The organism is Rathayibacter sp. SW19 (genome assembly GCF_030866825.1).
Classification (GTDB): Bacteria; Actinomycetota; Actinomycetes; order Actinomycetales; family Microbacteriaceae; genus Rathayibacter_A; species Rathayibacter_A soli.
The window spans coordinates 3120626-3137073 of the sequence record NZ_CP133020.1 but is presented as its reverse complement, the minus strand read 5'-3'; the positions used below and the strand labels follow the sequence as shown (position 1 = coordinate 3137073).

Below are 16448 nucleotides of genomic sequence, written 5' to 3'. Positions count from 1 at the left end.
GAGGAACGAGCGTATCGAGACCTGAGGCCCCCATGTGCCGGGTCTCGATACGCCTGCTCGCTGCGCTCGCGGGCTACTCGACCAGCGAGTGCCGTTGGTCGAGTAGCGAGCGCCAGCGAGTCCCGTTGGTCGAGTAGCGAGCGCCAGCGAGTGTATCGAGACCTGAGGCGCCCGTGTGCCGGGTCTCGATACGCCTGCTCGCTGCGCTCGCGGGCTACTCGACCAGCGAGTGCCGTTGGTCGAGTAGCGAGCGCCAGCGAGTGTATCGAGACCAGAGACCAGGACTCAGGCCCACTCACCGCCCAGCTCTTGAAACAGGGTGAGCGGCATTCCGTCTGGCGCATCGAGCCGAGAGTTCAGCGAGTTCCACGGAGTTCGCGTCGGCTCTGCCACGATCGTCGCCCCACCGTCAACGAGTTTCGCGGTTGCGGTCACGCTGTCCTCGACTTGGAACGCGATGCGGATCTTTCCGGCGACACGCCGCCCGACTTCGACCTCGTCGATGAAGTCCGCCTGTCGGGAATCGGCCAGCTCGATCGTCGCCTGCCCCGCGTCCAGCAAGGTGACTCGACCATCGTTGGGCGCGGAGTACGCCGCATTCTCGGTTAGGCCGAGAGCGTCGCGGTAGAAGGCGAGGATCTCGTCGTAGTTATCGACGGTGATGACGAGCCGAAGCTGCTGCACAGATGACATGCACTTTCTCAACTACGTGAGGCTTCAACTTGTTCCTCCAGGATTCTGCGTGCACGCGCTAGCCTGGCTTCCAGTCAACGATCGGAAGTGGTCATGATGAGGCGGAGATCTGCGGGGCTGGTCGGCCTCGCGGCGATATTGCTCATGGTGACGACCGGCTGTACGACGGCACAACAGCAGCCTGCGCGGCATCCGTCGTCGGCGACCGTGGGGACCTCCGTCGCGAACGAATGCCCGGTCACCCCGGCCACGCGGGACGGAATCCCGCCTGCCCTGACGCAGCAAGGCTACGGGGCGGTGTTCGGCAGCGGAAACCTTTGGGTCGGGGCTTGGTGGCAGGACCCGCAAGCTCTCGAGCAGGCCCGTTCGGCTGAACGCGGCGATCCGGAGTACCCGTATGGCTACAAATACCCGACCTGGACTCTCAGGCAGGGCGAAGTGACTGACGCCGGCGGTGCACCGCGGATCACTGTTAAGGCTCTCGACAGGCAGGGGCGCGGCACCGGCTCGACCGGCGGCTACGCGACTTCTACGACGCCGGGCGACAGTGCAGGAATGCACTGGTGGCCGACCGTTCTGGGCGTTTCTGCGCGCGGTTGCTGGCAAGTCACCCAAACCGTCGGTAACGACAGCATCAGCTACGTCGTCGAGATCTGATCAGATGAAGCGGTACCTGACCGAAACCTGCGGTGTTCAGCTGCCCTCGGTGAAGAGCGCGGCGTACCGGGCAAGGTACAGCGGCCAGCCGGCGTGGTCGCCGACACCGTCGCTGACTGCTTGCCAGCCGGGGCCGTGCCGGTCGATGTTGCGATGCTCCAATTCGACCCGGGTGCGTTGCGTGGTTTCGGCGAGGAACCGAACCTCGACCTCGCTGGCATTCTCCGGATTGCTCTCGAGCTGCCACTGCGGGCCGATGTCCCAACTGAATACGACTCGGTCGGGCGGCTCGTAAGCCAAGACGCGAGCCCATCGGCACTCGCTGCCATCAACGCCGCGGTCGTAGATATGACCGCCGACCCTCGGCTCAAAAACAGTTTCGGCGATCGGCACATCGAGCAGATTGTGCTCCGCAGGCTTGAAATCACCGAATCGCTCCGTGAACACTGCGAAGGCGTGCTCGATGGGCGCCTCCACGACGATTTGCCGGCGGACCACCGCGGTCGCTGCCTCGGTCATGTTTCCTCCTCAACTGGTTGTTCGACGACATCTTTGTATGCGGTCAATGCCCGGTTCCAGAAGGTGTCGAGCTGGTCGCGTAGTGCGCTCACCCCGGCCGGATTGAGTCGGTAAACCCGCCGGGCGCCCACCGAGCGCTCGATGACGAGGCCGGCATCCTTGAGAACCTTGAGATGCTGGGATACCGCGGGCCGACTCACGGGTAACTGCGCGGCGAGTTGGCCGACCGCCCGTGGGCGCTCGGCCAAGCATTCGATGATGGCGCGCCTCGTTCTGTCACCGAGGGCTTCCCACCCGTCAGCCGTTCGGTAAGCGGCCACGAACGGTAAGTTATGTCTTACTATTCGGGATTGTCAAGAGCCAGGATTCGATCGAGGGCGCGGCGTTTCAACGCTGCCGGCGGGCACTGTCTGTGGAAGCGGCTACCTTTGCTCACGTGACCACAACGCGTTTTCGCACGGCCCCGGACGCCGCCGCACCGGCTGCTGACTCGCCGGGCGCTGCGGTGACCCTGGATGCGTCCCAGCGCACGGTCGTCGAACGTGCGGATGCGGCATCCGCCGTTGTGATCGGTGCCCCGGGCACCGGCAAAACGACCACATTGATCGAGGTCGTCGCCGATCGTGTGCTGCACCGCGGTTGGCGGCCCGCCGACGTGCTCGTGCTGACGACCGCGCGCACGACCGCAACGCGACTTCGCGATCGGCTCGCACTGCGCCTGCAGGTCGCGACGAGCGGACCGATCGCGCGCACCGTCAATTCGATCGCGTTTGACATCGTGCGGCATGCCGCACGCGATGCCGGCGCCCAGTCACCTCGGCTGCTGACCGGCGGTGAGCAGGACAGCGATATCGCACAGCTGCTCGCGGGGCACGATGAAGACGGCTCAGGCCCGACTTGGCCCGACCTGCTCGGGCCCGACGTGCGTCGCCTCCGTGGATTCCGCACCGAATTGCGGGAGCTGATGATGAGGGCGACCGAGTACGGCGTGACGCCGGAGCGGTTGGCGCAGCTGGGCGGCGCACATGATCGACCCGAGTGGATCGCGGCTGCCGGCTTTCTGGTCGACTACTACAGGGTGATCAGCAGCGCTCGAGCGCAGCAGTTCGATTCGGCCGAACTCGTTCAATTCGCCGTCACGGCCCTGGGTGCGGGACAGGCGCCTGAGGCCGTTGCCGGCCTGCGCCTCGTACTCGTGGACGATGTGCAGGAGCTCACGACCTCGGGCGTTGCACTGCTGCGGGCGCTCGCAGCACGCGGCGCGGCGGTGATCGCGTTCGGCGACCCGGATGTCGCGGCAAACGCCTTCCGCGGCGGTGAACCAGACAGCCTCGGGCGGATGAGCGAACTGCTGGGGCTTCCGTCACTTGCGACGCTGTTCTTGTCGAGCGCGTATCGGCACGGCGCCGTGCTGCGTGCGCTCACGCAGACGGTGACAGAGCGCATCGGCACGGCCGGGATCGTCGGCCACCGTCGCGCGATCGCCGCCGACCCACCGGATGGCGTCGACTCGACCGACGTCGTCGACCCGATCGTTCGCATCGAGGCGGAAACCCCGGCACGCGAATGGGCTGCGATCGCGCGCGTGCTGCGCGAACACCACCTGTTGTGCGGCATCGATTGGGCGCAGATGGCGGTCGTGGTTCGCAGCGGCGCGCAGGTTCCCGCGGTCGCTCGCGCCCTAGCACTCGCCGATGTGCCGACGCACACCGCTGTGGGCGGTCGACCGTTGCGCGACGACAATGCCGCCCACAGCCTGCTCACGATCATCGACACGGGCATCGGCCGCACCGCTCTGACGCCGCAGAACGCGACGGCGATGCTGACGGGGCCGTTCGGAGGGCTCGACAAACTGACCCTGCGCCGCCTACGCCTCGCTCTGCGCGCCGAAGAGCTTGCAGGCGGAGGCAATCGCACCGGCGATGACCTGCTCGTCGACGCGTTGGAAGCCCCAGGGCGCTTCACCACGATCGACGACCGGGTGGGTCGCAACGCTGCCAAACTGGCTCAGACCTTGCATGACCTGCGGCAACTCGCGGCTTCCGGGGGCAGCATCGAAGAACTGCTGTGGTTGGCGTGGGAGAAGAGCGGCCTCGCGTCTGTCTGGTTCGATCAGGCGCTCGGCAGCGGCATCGTCGCCACGGAGGCGAATCGCAACCTCGACGGCATCCTTGCGCTGTTCACCGCGGCGAAGCGGTTCGTCGAACGCGACCCGACCGCCGGAGCGACTGTGTTCCTCGACAGCGTGCTCGACGCCGAAGTTCCCGAGGACACTCTGGCGCCTCAGGCCGCGACCGAAGCCGTGCTGGTCACGACACCGCAGGGTGTGGTCGGGCTCGAATTCGAGGTCGTCGCGGTCGCCGGCCTGCAAGACGGCATCTGGCCGAATCTACGGCTGCGCGGCTCCCTGCTCTATCCGGGTCAGCTTGTTCGTGTGGTGACGGGTCTCGGCGACGCTGCGCTGGATGGCCGCAAGGAAGTACTCGGCGACGAACTGCGGATGCTCGCGCTCGCGCTTTCCCGCGCTCGCCGCCAGGTCATACTGGCGGCGGTCTCCAACGAAGACGAGTCCGCGAGCGTCTTCTTCGCTCTGCTGCCGGAGTCGGCGGTCGTCGTGGATTCCGGCCGTGCTCCGCTGTCGCTACGCGATCTGACGGGGCGGCTGCGCCGCGAACTCACAACGCCAGTCGCACGGGCCGACCGGTTCGCCTCAGAGGTGCAGCCTGCGGCAGGTCGAGTTTCGACGTCGCAGCGTACGACCGCACAAAACAGCACTGGACAAAACAGCACTGAACAAAACAGCACTGAACAAAACAGCACTGGACGACACAGTGCAGCCGCGGGCTTGGCCCAGCTGGCGGCCCAACGCGTGCCGGGGGCGGACCCCGCAGACTGGCACGGCTTGATCGAACTGTCGACGAAGGAGCCTCTGTACCTCGATGAGGAACCGGTGCCGGTGTCTCCATCGCGATTGCAGGCTTTCGAAGATTCGCCGTTGGACTGGTTCATCGACACGGTCTCCGGCTCGCAGACGAGCACCGCCATGGGCATCGGCACGATCGTGCACTGGGCCATGGAGACCGCCACCGATGCCACCCTCGACACGGTCTGGGCCAGCGTGCAGAGCCGTTGGAACGAATTGCTGTTCGAGTCGCCGTGGATTGCCGAGCAACAGCAGCGAGCAGCACGCATCCTGGCCGCGGGTGTGGCGGAGTATCTCGCCGACTTCGAACGGGACGGCAAACAACTCGTCGCAGCAGAACGTCGCTTTCATCTCGACGTCGGCCGCGCGAGGGTCAACGGTTCGATCGATCGACTAGAACGTGCCGCCGACGGTGGAGTCGTCATCGTCGACCTGAAGACGGGCGCTGCGATCACCCGGCAAGACGAGATCGACGCACATCCGCAGCTCGGTGCTTACCAGCTCGCCTATGCGTCGGGGGTGCTGGATCAGTTCCTCGATGAACTGGGCGTGCATCACTCCGGGGGCGCGAAACTGCTCTACGTGAAGAAGGGGGTGCGCAAGAAGTTGTATCGCGAAGCGGTGCAGGCTCCACTCACTGAAGAAGAGCTCGAGGGCTTTCGAACGCGCATCCGCCAGGCCGCGATCGGCATGGCTGCGGCTGAGTTCAGAGGTGCGCGGGAGTTGACGCAGTGGGGCATGAACACGGCGCAGCGCGCGCTGCATCGGGTGAGGGCGGTCAGCAGTGACTGACTTTGTGCAGCCGCGTTCGCCGATGATCGGCGCAGCTCAGATTGCGCGGGCTCTCGGCAACCCACCGCCGACGGCCCAACAGCAAGCGGTCGTCGAGGCGCCGTTGACGCCAGCCCTCGTGATCGCGGGCGCCGGAAGCGGCAAGACCGAGACCATGGCCAATCGCGTGTTGTGGTTGCTTGCCAATGGGCACGTGCGCGCAGGCGAGATCCTCGGGCTCACGTTCACCCGCAAAGCAGCGGGGGAGTTGGCCGAACGCATCCGAAAACGGGTTGGCAAGCTTGCCGACGTCGGGCTGATGCCGAGCGACTACGACCCATTCGACCCGCCGAACGTTGCAACGTACAACTCGTTTGCGAACAGCATCTTTCGCGACAATGCGATCCTGATCGGTCGGGAAAGTGACGGCGCAGTGCTCGGTGAGGCCAGCGCCTGGCAGTTGGCGCGCACAATCGTCGTGGGCAGTTCCGACCCGCGTCTGCCAACGCTCGACAAGAACGTCGATGGCGTAACGAAAGCCGTGCTCAGCCTGAGCCACGCGCTGAGTGAGAACGTTGCGTCCGCGGCGGAGGTCAGCGCGATGGCGCAGGAATTCGCGGCGCTCGGCGAACTGCCGCCTGGAGGACGCGGAGCGTATGAGGCGGCCGCCGAACTGGCCAGCAGCATCGGGGCGCTGCCGATACTGCTCGACCTTGCAGAGCGGTTCGCGGATGCGAAGCGGTTGCGTGGCTTCGTCGAATACTCCGATCAGGTCGCGCTCGCTCTCGATATCGTGCGCCGGGTGCCGCGGGTGGCCGCCGAGTTGCGCGAACGCCACGCGATCGTGCTGCTCGACGAGTATCAGGATACGTCGGTGGTGCAAACCTGGCTGCTGTCCGAACTGTTCGCCGATCACCCCGTCATGGCCGTCGGCGACCCGAACCAATCAATCTACGGATGGCGCGGCGCGAGTGCCGGCAACCTGGACCAATTCGGGGCGCAGTTCGGCGGTGGGCACTGCGAGCAATTTGTGCTGACCACGAGTTGGCGCAATGGCCACGATATCCTCGCCGTCGCCAACGCCCTGGTCGCGCCGCTGGGGGGTGGCACCGGTTTGCCGGTTGAAACTGTGCCGGTTGAAACTGTGCCGGTTGAAACTGTGCCGGTTGAAACCGTGCCGGTTGAAACTGTGCGGGTTGAAAAGCTGACTGCGGGGCCGAACGCATCCCATCGGCGGGTCGAGGTGATCATCGAGGAGACACTGCCCGACGAGGCAGACGCGAGTGCACGCTGGCTCAAGGAACGGCTGGCAACGCGCGATGGCCAAGAAAAACCCAAAGCAGCGATGCTGTTCCGCGCGCGTAAGACGCAGGGCGCGTTCATTGACGCGCTACGCCGGCACGGCGTGCCCTACCACGTGCTGGGCATCGGTGGGCTCCTCGCCGAGCCCGAAATCGCCGACCTGGTCAGCGCGCTCGCCGTGGTCAACGATCCGACCGCCGGGTCGGAACTCGTGCGGCTGTTGGCCGGGTCGCGCTGGCGAATCGGGGTGCGCGACCTGCATGCGCTCAGTCGTGTGGCGTCCGGGCTGCGGGATCGCGACTACGCCCAGCAACCGTTGGACGAGGAGGTGCGAGAGAGGCTGCGGGCATCCGTCGCAGAAGGGGAGGGCGGCTCGGTTGTCGAAGCGCTCGACTTCGTCGCGCACGCGCGCGATGGCCACAGCCAGTTGCGTGCCTTCAGTCCAGCAGGGTTGGAACGGATGCGTCAGGCCGGCGGACTCTTCGCCCGACTGCGCGCTCGGGCCGGCCTCGACCTGATCGACTTCGTCACGCTCGTCGAGCAGGAGCTGCTTCTGGACATCGAGGTGACCGCGAACGAGAGCCGGCCAGGTGGCCGGGCTGCCCGCGCGAACATGGACGCCTTTTTCGACGCGCTGCACGGCTATCTTGCCGTTAGTGAAACGGCCGGGCTCGCCGGCTTCCTCGGCTGGTTGCGCGAGGCGGAGTGGCGGGACGGGCTGGCACCGCGCCCGGAGGAACCGGAACCGGGCACGGTGCAACTGCTGACCGTTCACGGGTCGAAAGGGCTGGAATGGGATGTCGTGGTCGTGCCGCGGTTCGTTGACAGCGAGCTGCCGGCATCCGCAAGCGACGGGTCTGGAGGGTGGCTCGGTTTCGGACAACTGCCGTACGAGTTTCGCGGCGACTGTGACGAGTTGCCGGTGTTCGACTGGCGCTCAGCGCAGACCCGCAAGGAACTGTTGGATGAACGGGATGCATTCAAAGCGGCGGTCAAGAACCGCCACGAATTGGAGGAGCGACGGCTGGCGTATGTCGCCGTCACCCGCGCCCGGCATGCACTACTGCTGAGCGGTTCGTTCTGGGCCACCCAGACCCGGCCGCGTGTTCCCAGCCCGTTTCTCGTCGAGTTGTCGGAGGCTGGGGTCATCGGGTCGCTGCCTGAAAGCAGCGAATTGGAAGAGAATCCGCTCGGCGAGGTCGACGACACCTTTGCCTGGCCGCTGGATCCGCTCGGCAATCGGCGCGAGTCGGTGGAAGCAGCCGCTGAGTTGGTGCGCGCGAGTGCGCCAAGTGATGCTGGCGTGTGGCAACACGAATTGGACGTGCTGCTTGAGGAACGCCGCCGTCGCCTCGACGGCGCGGGGACCATCCAGTTGCCGACACGCGTGCCCGCCTCACGGTTCAAGGACTATGTGAGCGACCCGTCCGCGGTAGCCGCCGGATTGCGGCGGCCGATGCCCGAGAGGCCGTATCGGGCGACCCGGCTCGGCACGCTCTTCCACGAGTGGGTTGAACAGCGCTACGGCGTCGGCGGCACGAGCGAGACGATCGATGCGTTCGACGCGGAATTGGATCTCGAGCCGGACTCGGTCGCCGAAAGCGAGCTCGCCCGCCTGCAGGCGACGTTCGAAGCCTCTCCGTGGGCCGGGCGCCGCCCGATCGAGGTCGAGCGCGAGATCCATTTGCCGTTCGACGGGCGCATCGTCATCTGCAAGATCGACGCAGTGTACGAGGAGGACGGCCGTTACCAGGTCGTCGATTGGAAGACCGGCATGGCACCGGCGGATGCTGACGACCTCGAACGCAGGCAGCTTCAGCTGGCCCTGTATCGGGCCGCGTACGCGCATTGGGCCGATGTCGCCCCCGACCGCATCGATGCGTTCTTTTATTTCGTCGCGGACGACGCGATCATCACGCCAGAGCATGTCGACGACGAACAACAACTCCTAGCCCGCTGGCGACGTGCGTTGCGCACGCAGTAGCGTCGGATCACGCCGGTTCAGTCCTCGTTGGGTGCAGGCCGATCGCCCTCGCGGTCGTCGACAGGCTCGAGGCCGACGGCGTAGTCGTCGTCGCGGCCGAGCGGTGTGCGTTCGAGCATGGCTTCGACATCCGTGACGGCCATGATCGGCCCGGTCTCCAGATTGAGCGGTGTAGCGCTGTCGCTATGCACCGTGTCGGCGAGCGATGCGAGCATCGAGACGGCATCGTCGACGATCGATTGGTCATGCAGTTCGCGACCGTGCAGCAGCCAGCGTGCGATTTCGAGTTCCGCATACAGCATCGAGCGACGGATGAACTGCCGGTCGGTCGTCACCTGTCGTGCGGCACCGTAGGCGCCCAGTGCGCTCTCGGCCGCGTCGCCGCGCATCCCGAGCATCCAGTGCAGATCGCGCGCGGGGTCTCCGACGCTGAGAGCGGACCAGCCGAGTACGCCGACAACGGTTTCGTCCGAGATCAGTAAGGAATCCACGGACAACGCGCCGTTGATCACGACGGGCTGGAACTGCCAGAGCGCGTTGTCGCTCGCTGCATCGCGCCAGCGGTCGCGCAGTGCGGCCGGCAGCAGTCCGGTCGCGGCCGCCGAATCGATAACCGCAACAGTTGCCGTGTGCGAATCGGCTGAGTTCAGCACCGGCAGGCCGGCATCGCCGACGAATCCGGTCGGCAGTGAATGGATGGCAGCGATCCCGCGCCCGATCGAGCCGGCCAGACCATCCTCGCCGGGCTGGATGTCTTCGACGGCCACTTTGTCACCGGGAAGAAAGTCGTAGACGACGGCGCGGGTACTTCCGACCGGTGCCTGACCAACGAACGTCGGAACGTCAAACGGCAGCCGCCCCCTGGTGCCCGCCGTCAACGCACGCAACGCGACCAGGTCCGCACTCTGCTCCGTTTCAGCAACCTGTGACGTCGGCACACGGATGATCAACTCGCGTCCGTCGCGCCCGTTCAGCAGCGCGGCGTCGTAATCGCCGTGGCCGCCGTAGCTGTAACTGCGGGTGCCGGCGACATCAAGTCCCGCGACAGCGGAGGTAGCCAGCGCGGCTAGAGTGAGATGGGATCTGGCCATACCGTCTAGGGTAGGTCGACATGCCCCGGCTCATGCCGTTCGCCACGCCTGCGTAGCAGTTCGCAACCAGGAGAGGTTCGGTGCACGAAGACGCACAAGGAAGAAGAATGCGAGACTCCTGGCAGGCGCAGCTGCCCCTGGCTCGGACCGCCGTGGACCGGGACGCGGGTCGAAGGATGCACCCGGCGCTCTTCGATGAATTGCTCGCAGACCCGAAGACACGGCTCGTGCCGCTGTGGGGCGGCCGCGCGCTCCTTCGGGCTCCGAATCCGGATGCTGCAACTCCGCCCGCGCTCGCGCTGCTTCCGACAGACGCGGTGACCTCGGCGCTCGTGCGGGTCTATCTCGGGCTGACCCTCGAGGCCTCAGACATCGAACCCGCTGGGACGCCCGTGATCGCCGTTGTGCAGACGGACGCTGCCGCCGCTGAACTCGATCCTGATGAATCGCATTGGGTGAACCTGCGCAGTGTCGCAGCTGAGTTGAGCGATCGGGACGCCGGAGTGTTCACTGAAGCCTTGGCGATCACGAACTGGCATGCGTCTCATACCCATTGCCCGCGGTGCGGAACGCCGACCGTTGTTGAGCAGGGTGGGTGGATGCGCCACTGCCTGGTCGATGACAACGAAGTGTTTCCGCGCACCGACCCGGCGATCATCGCAGCGGTGCTCGATCGAGACGACCGGCTACTGCTCGGTTCCAACGCGATGTGGGAGAACAACCGCTGGTCGTTGCTGGCCGGTTTCGTTGAAGCAGGCGAGTCGTTCGAATCCGCGGTCGCGCGGGAGATTCTCGAAGAGTCCGGCATGCGGGTCGTCGACCCGAGGTATTTGGCGTCGCAACCATGGCCGTTTCCGGCGTCGATCATGGTCGGATTCCGCTGCTGGATCGCGGAAGATCAAGACCCGGCAGCATTACGGCCGGACGGCGAAGAGATCCTCGCGCTACGTTGGTTCAGTCGTGACGACCTCTGGCGCGAACGCGACGACCTGCTGTTGCCGGGCGGAGCATCCATCGCCCACGCGATCGTGGCCGACTGGTACGGAGGGCCGCTCGACGCACCGCCGAGTGAGAACGTTCGAGCGCAGGCGACATGAACGCGCCAGGCCCGGAGGCGCTGCTCGAGGCGCTTGATGCCGGGCAACGCGTCGCGGCGGAGGCGCTGCTCGGCCCGGTCTGCGTGCTCGCCGGGGCGGGCACCGGTAAGACGCGCGCTATCACTCATCGCGTCGCGTACGGCGTCGCCACGGGCGTGTACGCTCCGAACCGGGTGATGGCTTTGACCTTCACCGCCCGTGCCGCCGCCGAACTTCGCGGCCGGTTGCGCCTGCTCGGCGCTGGAGGCGTCGCGGCGCGCACCTTCCACGCTGCGGCGCTGAGCCAGCTCAACTATTTCTGGCCGCTGGTGATCGGCGGCAAGCTGCCGACACTGCTCGACGGCAAGGCGCGGCTTCTCGGGCACGCCGCCGAACGACTGAAGATCAAAGTGGACACCGCGACGCTGCGTGACATCGCCGCAGAGATCGAGTGGCGCAAAGTCTCCGCGCTGAGCATCGACCAGTATGCGGATGCCGTCGGCGCCACCGCGAGCTCGCCCGGTTCCGCGCGCCGCAGCATCCCAGACGGGCTGAGTGCAGACCAGTTGATTCAGTTGCAACGGGTGTACGAGGAACTCAAAGACGAGCGGCGTCAGATCGACTTCGAAGACGTGCTGCTGGCCTGTGCCGGCATGATCGAGACGGAACCGTCCGTTGCAATGCACGTGCGCGAGCAATACCGGTTCTTCGTCGTCGACGAGTATCAAGACGTGTCACCGCTCCAGCAGAACCTGCTCGACCTGTGGCTCGGTGGGCGCAACGACGTCTGCGTCGTCGGCGACGCAAGCCAGACGATCTACTCATTCGCCGGTGCGCGCAGTTCTTACCTGCTGGACTTTCCGCGACGATACGACAACGCTGCCGTCGTGCGGCTCGAACAGAACTACCGCTCGAGCCCGGCCATCGTCGCAACGGCCAACCGCCTCATGCGCGGCCGCCCCGGAGCGATCGTGCTGCACACAGCTGCCACCGACGCAGCGACCGGCCCAATCTCGACCGGCCCAGCCCCGACCGGCCCAGCCCCGACCGGCCCAATCTCGACCGGCCCCGCCCCGACCGGCGCAATCCCGACAGTCACGGCGTATCCGCACGACATGGCCGAGGTCCGCGGTGTCGCAGCGGGCATCCAGGAGCAGTTGACCGCGGGGGTGAAACCGGAGTCGATTGCAGTGCTCTATCGCGTCAACGCGCAGGCCGCGGCATTGGAAACAGCACTGAACGATGCCGGAATCAGCTTTCAAATCCGGGGTGCGAAGCGCTTCTTCGATCTGCCCGAAGTGCGACAGGCCGTGCTGGCACTGCGTGGCGCGTCAGTGTCGATTACCGGTGAGCCGCTGTTCAAATCGGTGAGCGACGTTCTGCGCTCTCTCGGCTGGTCGCAGCAGCAGCCGGAAGCACGCGGGGCCGTACGCGATCGCTGGGAGTCGTTGAATGCCATCATGGGGCTGGTCGACCAGGCTGACCCTACGACGACGCTGCGCCGCTTCACCGATGAGTTGCTGGAGCGCCAGGCGGGTCAGCATGAGCCGACCGTGTCGGCGGTGACCCTGGCAACGCTGCACTCCGCGAAAGGGCTCGAATGGGAATCGGTCTACCTGATCGGGCTCAGTGAAGGACTCGTGCCGATGAGCTATGCGACCACCTTCGACCAGATCGACGAGGAACGCCGCCTGCTGTATGTCGGAATCACGCGCGCGCGACGCCGCCTGCAGTTGAGCTGGTCCGCCCAGGGGAGCGGTCGCGCGCTCCAGCGAGTTCCGTCACGTTTTCTGGCAGAGATCGGCACCGGCAGTCCTCGTGAATCCAGTGTGCGAATGCACTGACGAGCCCGGAGCTTTCGTCGACCAGGATGCTGCTGCTCGCGCTCAGCCCGCCGGGCGAACCCACCAGACGTGCTGCCAGAATACGGGTTGCGCGCGTTGCAGCATCCGCGGAGCCGAGCGTGGTCTCGGCGGCGGCGTTCTTGCCGGCGAGCTGGGTCGCCATCGCAGGCCAGGCTGGATCCGCATCGACCCGTTCGAGCTCGATGCAGTGCAGACAGGGGCCGTCGCCGGGTTCAATGAACGGGCCGATCCGCACAAACCGGTCGCCGAATACGACGGGCAGATGCGGGATGTCGCGACGCAGCCACGCGCCGTGCCGTGCCGGGGTGATCGCGAAGCGGGCTACGATCACCGCGGCATCGATCACGCCGGCATCTTCGTCTGCCACATCCATTCCGTTCTGCGGGATCAGCTCGCGCAGTAGCACCGCGCAGCGACCCATTCCGTCAACGGCGACCCGCGGCCGGGGCGGAAGAACTGCACCCTCGACCGTCTGCGGCAGCAGGGCGGGGCGCAGTGCGGCAAGAAGTGCCGCGATCTCCGACGGTGTCGCGCCGGCTTCGGTGCCGATCAACTCAAGGCCGGAGCGTGGCACGCCGACGGCAAGTGCCGCGAGCATGCGCTGGGTCGCGGTGGTGGCATCCGGGAGCGTGCAGGTGGGGATGTCAACCCCCACCTGCATGCAATACGGGTTTCGCCAGAGAACCGGAATGCGAGGATTCAGTCGAAGCACCATGAAGGAATGATGCCGGTTTTCGCGGATGCCGCGCGAAAGTTATCCACAGGCGGCGGCGCAGCGCTGCCCTCGCCGAGTCGCTCCGACGATCAGGCTTCGGTCGGGCGGTCGGATCCGTCGTCGCGCAAGAGGTCTTCGAGCGCTTGATCCACCTCGTCCAACTCCGGTTCCTCGCCGCGTGCTGCGGCGGACAGGCGCGCAACGAGCGCGGCCGGATTGTCCAGGTCTTCCGAGGTCGGGAGGAGGTCGGGATGCGACCACAGGCCGTCCCGGCCGTCGTTTCCGACGGCATCCGTCACCGCTTGCCACAGCGCGGCAGCCTCGCGCAGCCGACGCGGCCGCAATTCAAGCCCGACCAACGTGGCGAACGCGGACTCGGCGGGCCCGCCGGCCGCGCGACGGCGCCGAACCGTCTCCGCCACGGCATCCGTCTTCGGCAGGCGGGCGGTCGCTCTGGCCGTGACGACGTCGACCCAGCCTTCGATCAGGGCGAGCATGGTCTCCAAGCGGCCCAGCGCCGCCAGTTGCGCCTCGGTCTTCGGCGGGATCAGCGCACCGCTGACCATGGCCTGCCGCAATTCCTCTGGATTAGCCGGATCGAAGCTCTCCGCGAGCTCCTGCATCCGCTGCGTGTCGATGTGCAACCCTTTGGCGAACTCGGTGATCGAGGTCAGCAGTTGCAGCCGCAACCACTTGGCGTGCCGGAACAGACGGGCGTGTGCTAATTCACGCACCGCGAGGTACAGCGCCACCTGGTCGACGGGAATGTCGAGCCCTTCTCCGAACTCGGAGACGTTCTGTGGCAGGAGGGCAGCCGTGCCGTCTTCAAGCAGAGGGATGCCGACATCGCCTCCCGAGACCACTTCTGAGGCGAGCTGGCCGACTACTTGGCCGAGTTGCATCGCGAACAGGGTGCCGCCGACAGCACGCACCACGTTGCCTGCGCCTGCAAGCATCGCCTGCATCTCTTCTGGGGCTTGCTCTTGGAGCACTTGGGTCAGCGCGTTCGAGATGCTCGTGGCCACCGGTTCGGCCAACTGCGTCCACAGCGGCATCGTCAATCGCACCCACTCCGGGCGCCCGATCAGCTGAGGTTCCAGCACCAGAGCCGAAATGTCTGTGACCTCGTCGAGCCAGAGGGCAGCAACGTGGAAGGCTTGTTCGAGAGCGGCGCGTTGCGCTGGGTCGGTGGGCTTCGCATCCTTCGCCGCGAGTTCTTTGCCCTGCTCGAGCGCGAGATTCCAGTTGATGCCGTCTGAGCCGTTTCGGATGGCGTTCTGCAGCTGCCCGAGCAGCTGCTGGATCGCGGCAGGATCATTGGGCAGCCCCGCCGCGCCCGCCAGCTGGCTCGGGTCGATCGAGGAGTTGCCGGACAGGATGTCGCGCAGCATGTTCTGGAACTCGTCGTCGGCGTTGTCGGCGTTGTCGGGTTCGTTCTCAGCCATCTCATCCGCCTCTTTCATACCAGGGCAACCTTTCAGGCGCAGAATCTACGCTAACCTGTGCTGCTCGGCGGTGGATGGGAATTGCCCTAAGCTCGTGCATCGAGGTGTCCGCCCGTCGCGAACACGCCAGCGAGGAAGGACCGTGGCACGTGACGCTGTTCTCTGCTGACGACTCGGAATCAGCCCGGGTGCCGCAGTGGCAGCCGGCAGCCCGGCCCCGAATGCGGCGGAGCGTCATTGTCGGATGGGTGCTGCTCGCGATCGCAATAGTCGCCGTGTTGGTGCTGGGTGTGAGCCCTGCGCCCTACGTGATCGAGCAGCCGGGGCCGGTGTTCAACACGTTGGGTTACGATCAGCCGGTGTGGCCGAAGCAAGCAGCTGGCAGCAACCCGCAGCGGCTCATTTCAATTCCGGACACCAAAACCTATCCGACCTCCGGCAGCCTTGATCTGCTGACCGTCGGTGTGCAGGGCAACCCGAAGCAATTGCCGAATTGGCTCGACGTGATCGAGGCGTGGTTCGACCCGAGCATGGCGGTCATCCCGGTTGATGTCGCGTTCCCGCCGTCTGTGTCGGTCGACGAGCAGAATCAGCAGAACGAACAGATGATGGTCGATTCGCAGCAGGACGCGATCGCAGCCGCGCTGAATCAACTGGGTTACAAGTTTCCACAGGCGGTGGCGGTCAAACAGGTGATCTCCGGCACACCGGCAGCCGGCGCGCTGAAGGTGGGCGACGAGATCAACACGGTGAACGGCACTGCGATTCCCGGAGTGCAGTCGCTGCGCTCAGCACTGGCGAAGAACGGGGCGGGCAATCCCGCCAAACTCGGCATCACGCGCGAAGGCGCCACGCAGACCGTCACCGTCACACCAACGGATCGCGACGGTGCCGTCATCCTCGGAATCGGTGCCGGCATGGACTACACCTTCCCGATCAACGTGAAGATCCAGCTGAACAACGTGGGTGGGCCGAGCGCCGGGCAGATGTTCGCGCTCGGAATCATCGACAAGCTCACGCCTGGTGCGCTCAATGACGGACAGCGTGTCGCAGGCACAGGCACGATCGACAATGAGGGCAATGTCGGGGCAATCGGTGGCATCCAACAGAAGATGTTCGGTGCACGCGCCGCCGGTGCCCAATGGTTTCTCGCCCCCGCGTCCAATTGCGACGAAGTGACGGGCCACATTCCGAACGGCATCCGCGTTTTCGCGGTCAAGACGCTGAAGGACTCGCTGACGGTGCTCAAGACCATCAGCGAGAAGGGCAATATCGCGGGGCTGCCCGCGTGCCCCGCCAAGTGACCGCGTCGTTCTGCTGCGAGACCCGGTCCCGGCGGTCGCACTGCTCGGCCCGAGCGCATCCACAGGCATCCGCGCCTAGGATGGTTATTCCACGCTTGCACAG

Annotated in this window: 11 protein-coding genes; 6 read left to right on the top strand and 5 right to left on the bottom strand. The window is 65.9% G+C overall.

The window, feature by feature from the left end; genetic code table 11:
• Positions 1 to 285 precede the first annotated feature (285 nt).
• Positions 286 to 693, bottom strand: coding sequence for a VOC family protein (locus tag QU604_RS14690; protein ID WP_308465367.1), 408 nt, complete (start codon positions 691 to 693; stop codon positions 286 to 288).
• A gap of 93 nt (positions 694 to 786) precedes the next feature.
• Between QU604_RS14690 and QU604_RS14685 the strand changes: the two genes are divergently transcribed.
• The gene (locus QU604_RS14685; protein WP_308465366.1) at positions 787 to 1350 is read left to right on the top strand and encodes a hypothetical protein; all 564 of its coding nucleotides are present in this window, start codon (positions 787 to 789) and stop codon (positions 1348 to 1350) included.
• A gap of 36 nt (positions 1351 to 1386) precedes the next feature.
• Here the strand turns inward: QU604_RS14685 and QU604_RS14680 are convergent, their stop codons facing one another.
• Positions 1387 to 1869 carry an SRPBCC family protein gene (locus QU604_RS14680; RefSeq protein ID WP_308465365.1) on the bottom strand — a complete coding sequence of 161 codons (483 nt, stop codon included), beginning with the start codon at positions 1867 to 1869 and terminating at the stop codon, positions 1387 to 1389.
• Positions 1866 to 2189: an ArsR/SmtB family transcription factor gene (locus tag QU604_RS14675; protein ID WP_308465364.1), complete on the bottom strand. Its 324-nt coding sequence runs from the start codon at positions 2187 to 2189 to the stop codon at positions 1866 to 1868. The genes QU604_RS14680 and QU604_RS14675 overlap by 4 nt, the downstream gene beginning before the upstream one ends.
• Positions 2190 to 2305: 116 nt before the next feature.
• Here QU604_RS14675 and QU604_RS14670 point away from each other — a divergent pair, with 116 nt between their 5' ends.
• Both QU604_RS14670 and QU604_RS14665 read left to right on the top strand, forming a co-directional pair.
• Entirely contained in the window at positions 2306 to 5584 is a 3279-nt protein-coding gene (locus tag QU604_RS14670) for a PD-(D/E)XK nuclease family protein (RefSeq protein WP_308465363.1), read from the top strand.
• A complete protein-coding gene (locus QU604_RS14665; RefSeq protein ID WP_308465362.1) occupies positions 5577 to 8849 on the top strand; it encodes an ATP-dependent helicase in 3273 nt (1090 codons plus the stop codon). The genes QU604_RS14670 and QU604_RS14665 overlap by 8 nt, the downstream gene beginning before the upstream one ends.
• 17 nt (positions 8850 to 8866) lie before the next feature.
• Here QU604_RS14665 and QU604_RS14660 read toward each other — a convergent pair whose 3' ends face one another.
• Complete coding sequence (locus tag QU604_RS14660; protein ID WP_308465361.1) at positions 8867 to 9940, bottom strand: phosphotransferase; 1074 nt, start codon at positions 9938 to 9940, stop codon at positions 8867 to 8869.
• A gap of 107 nt (positions 9941 to 10047) precedes the next feature.
• On the opposite strand from QU604_RS14660, the gene nudC reads away from it, so the two are divergent.
• Together nudC and QU604_RS14650 are read left to right on the top strand one after the other, a co-directional pair.
• Positions 10048 to 11037: an NAD(+) diphosphatase gene (nudC, locus tag QU604_RS14655; protein WP_308465360.1), complete on the top strand. Its 990-nt coding sequence runs from the start codon at positions 10048 to 10050 to the stop codon at positions 11035 to 11037.
• A complete protein-coding gene (locus QU604_RS14650; protein WP_308465359.1) occupies positions 11034 to 12860 on the top strand; it encodes an ATP-dependent helicase in 1827 nt (608 codons plus the stop codon). The genes nudC and QU604_RS14650 overlap by 4 nt, the downstream gene beginning before the upstream one ends.
• Before the next feature lie 825 nt (positions 12861 to 13685).
• Here QU604_RS14650 and QU604_RS14645 read toward each other — a convergent pair.
• Positions 13686 to 15041, bottom strand: coding sequence for a zinc-dependent metalloprotease (locus QU604_RS14645; RefSeq protein ID WP_308465358.1), 1356 nt, complete (start codon positions 15039 to 15041; stop codon positions 13686 to 13688).
• Positions 15042 to 15190: 149 nt separating this feature from the next.
• Between QU604_RS14645 and QU604_RS14640 the strand changes: the two genes are divergently transcribed.
• Positions 15191 to 16345 carry a YlbL family protein gene (locus QU604_RS14640; RefSeq protein WP_308465357.1) on the top strand — a complete coding sequence of 385 codons (1155 nt, stop codon included), beginning with the start codon at positions 15191 to 15193 and terminating at the stop codon, positions 16343 to 16345.
• The last annotated feature ends 103 nt before the right edge of the window (positions 16346 to 16448 follow it).

Bases quoted from the DNA above. Each gene is read 5' to 3' on its own strand.
- QU604_RS14690 (WP_308465367.1), bottom strand. From the start codon at position 693: ATGTCATCTGTGCAGCAGCTTCGGCTCGTCATCACCGTCGATAACTAC.
- QU604_RS14685 (WP_308465366.1), top strand. From the start codon at position 787: ATGATGAGGCGGAGATCTGCGGGGCTGGTCGGCCTCGCGGCGATATTG.
- QU604_RS14680 (WP_308465365.1), bottom strand. From the start codon at position 1,869: ATGACCGAGGCAGCGACCGCGGTGGTCCGCCGGCAAATCGTCGTGGAG.
- QU604_RS14660 (WP_308465361.1), bottom strand. From the start codon at position 9,940: ATGGCCAGATCCCATCTCACTCTAGCCGCGCTGGCTACCTCCGCTGTC.
- nudC (WP_308465360.1), top strand. From the start codon at position 10,048: ATGCGAGACTCCTGGCAGGCGCAGCTGCCCCTGGCTCGGACCGCCGTG.
- QU604_RS14650 (WP_308465359.1), top strand. From the start codon at position 11,034: ATGAACGCGCCAGGCCCGGAGGCGCTGCTCGAGGCGCTTGATGCCGGG.
- QU604_RS14645 (WP_308465358.1), bottom strand. From the start codon at position 15,041: ATGGCTGAGAACGAACCCGACAACGCCGACAACGCCGACGACGAGTTC.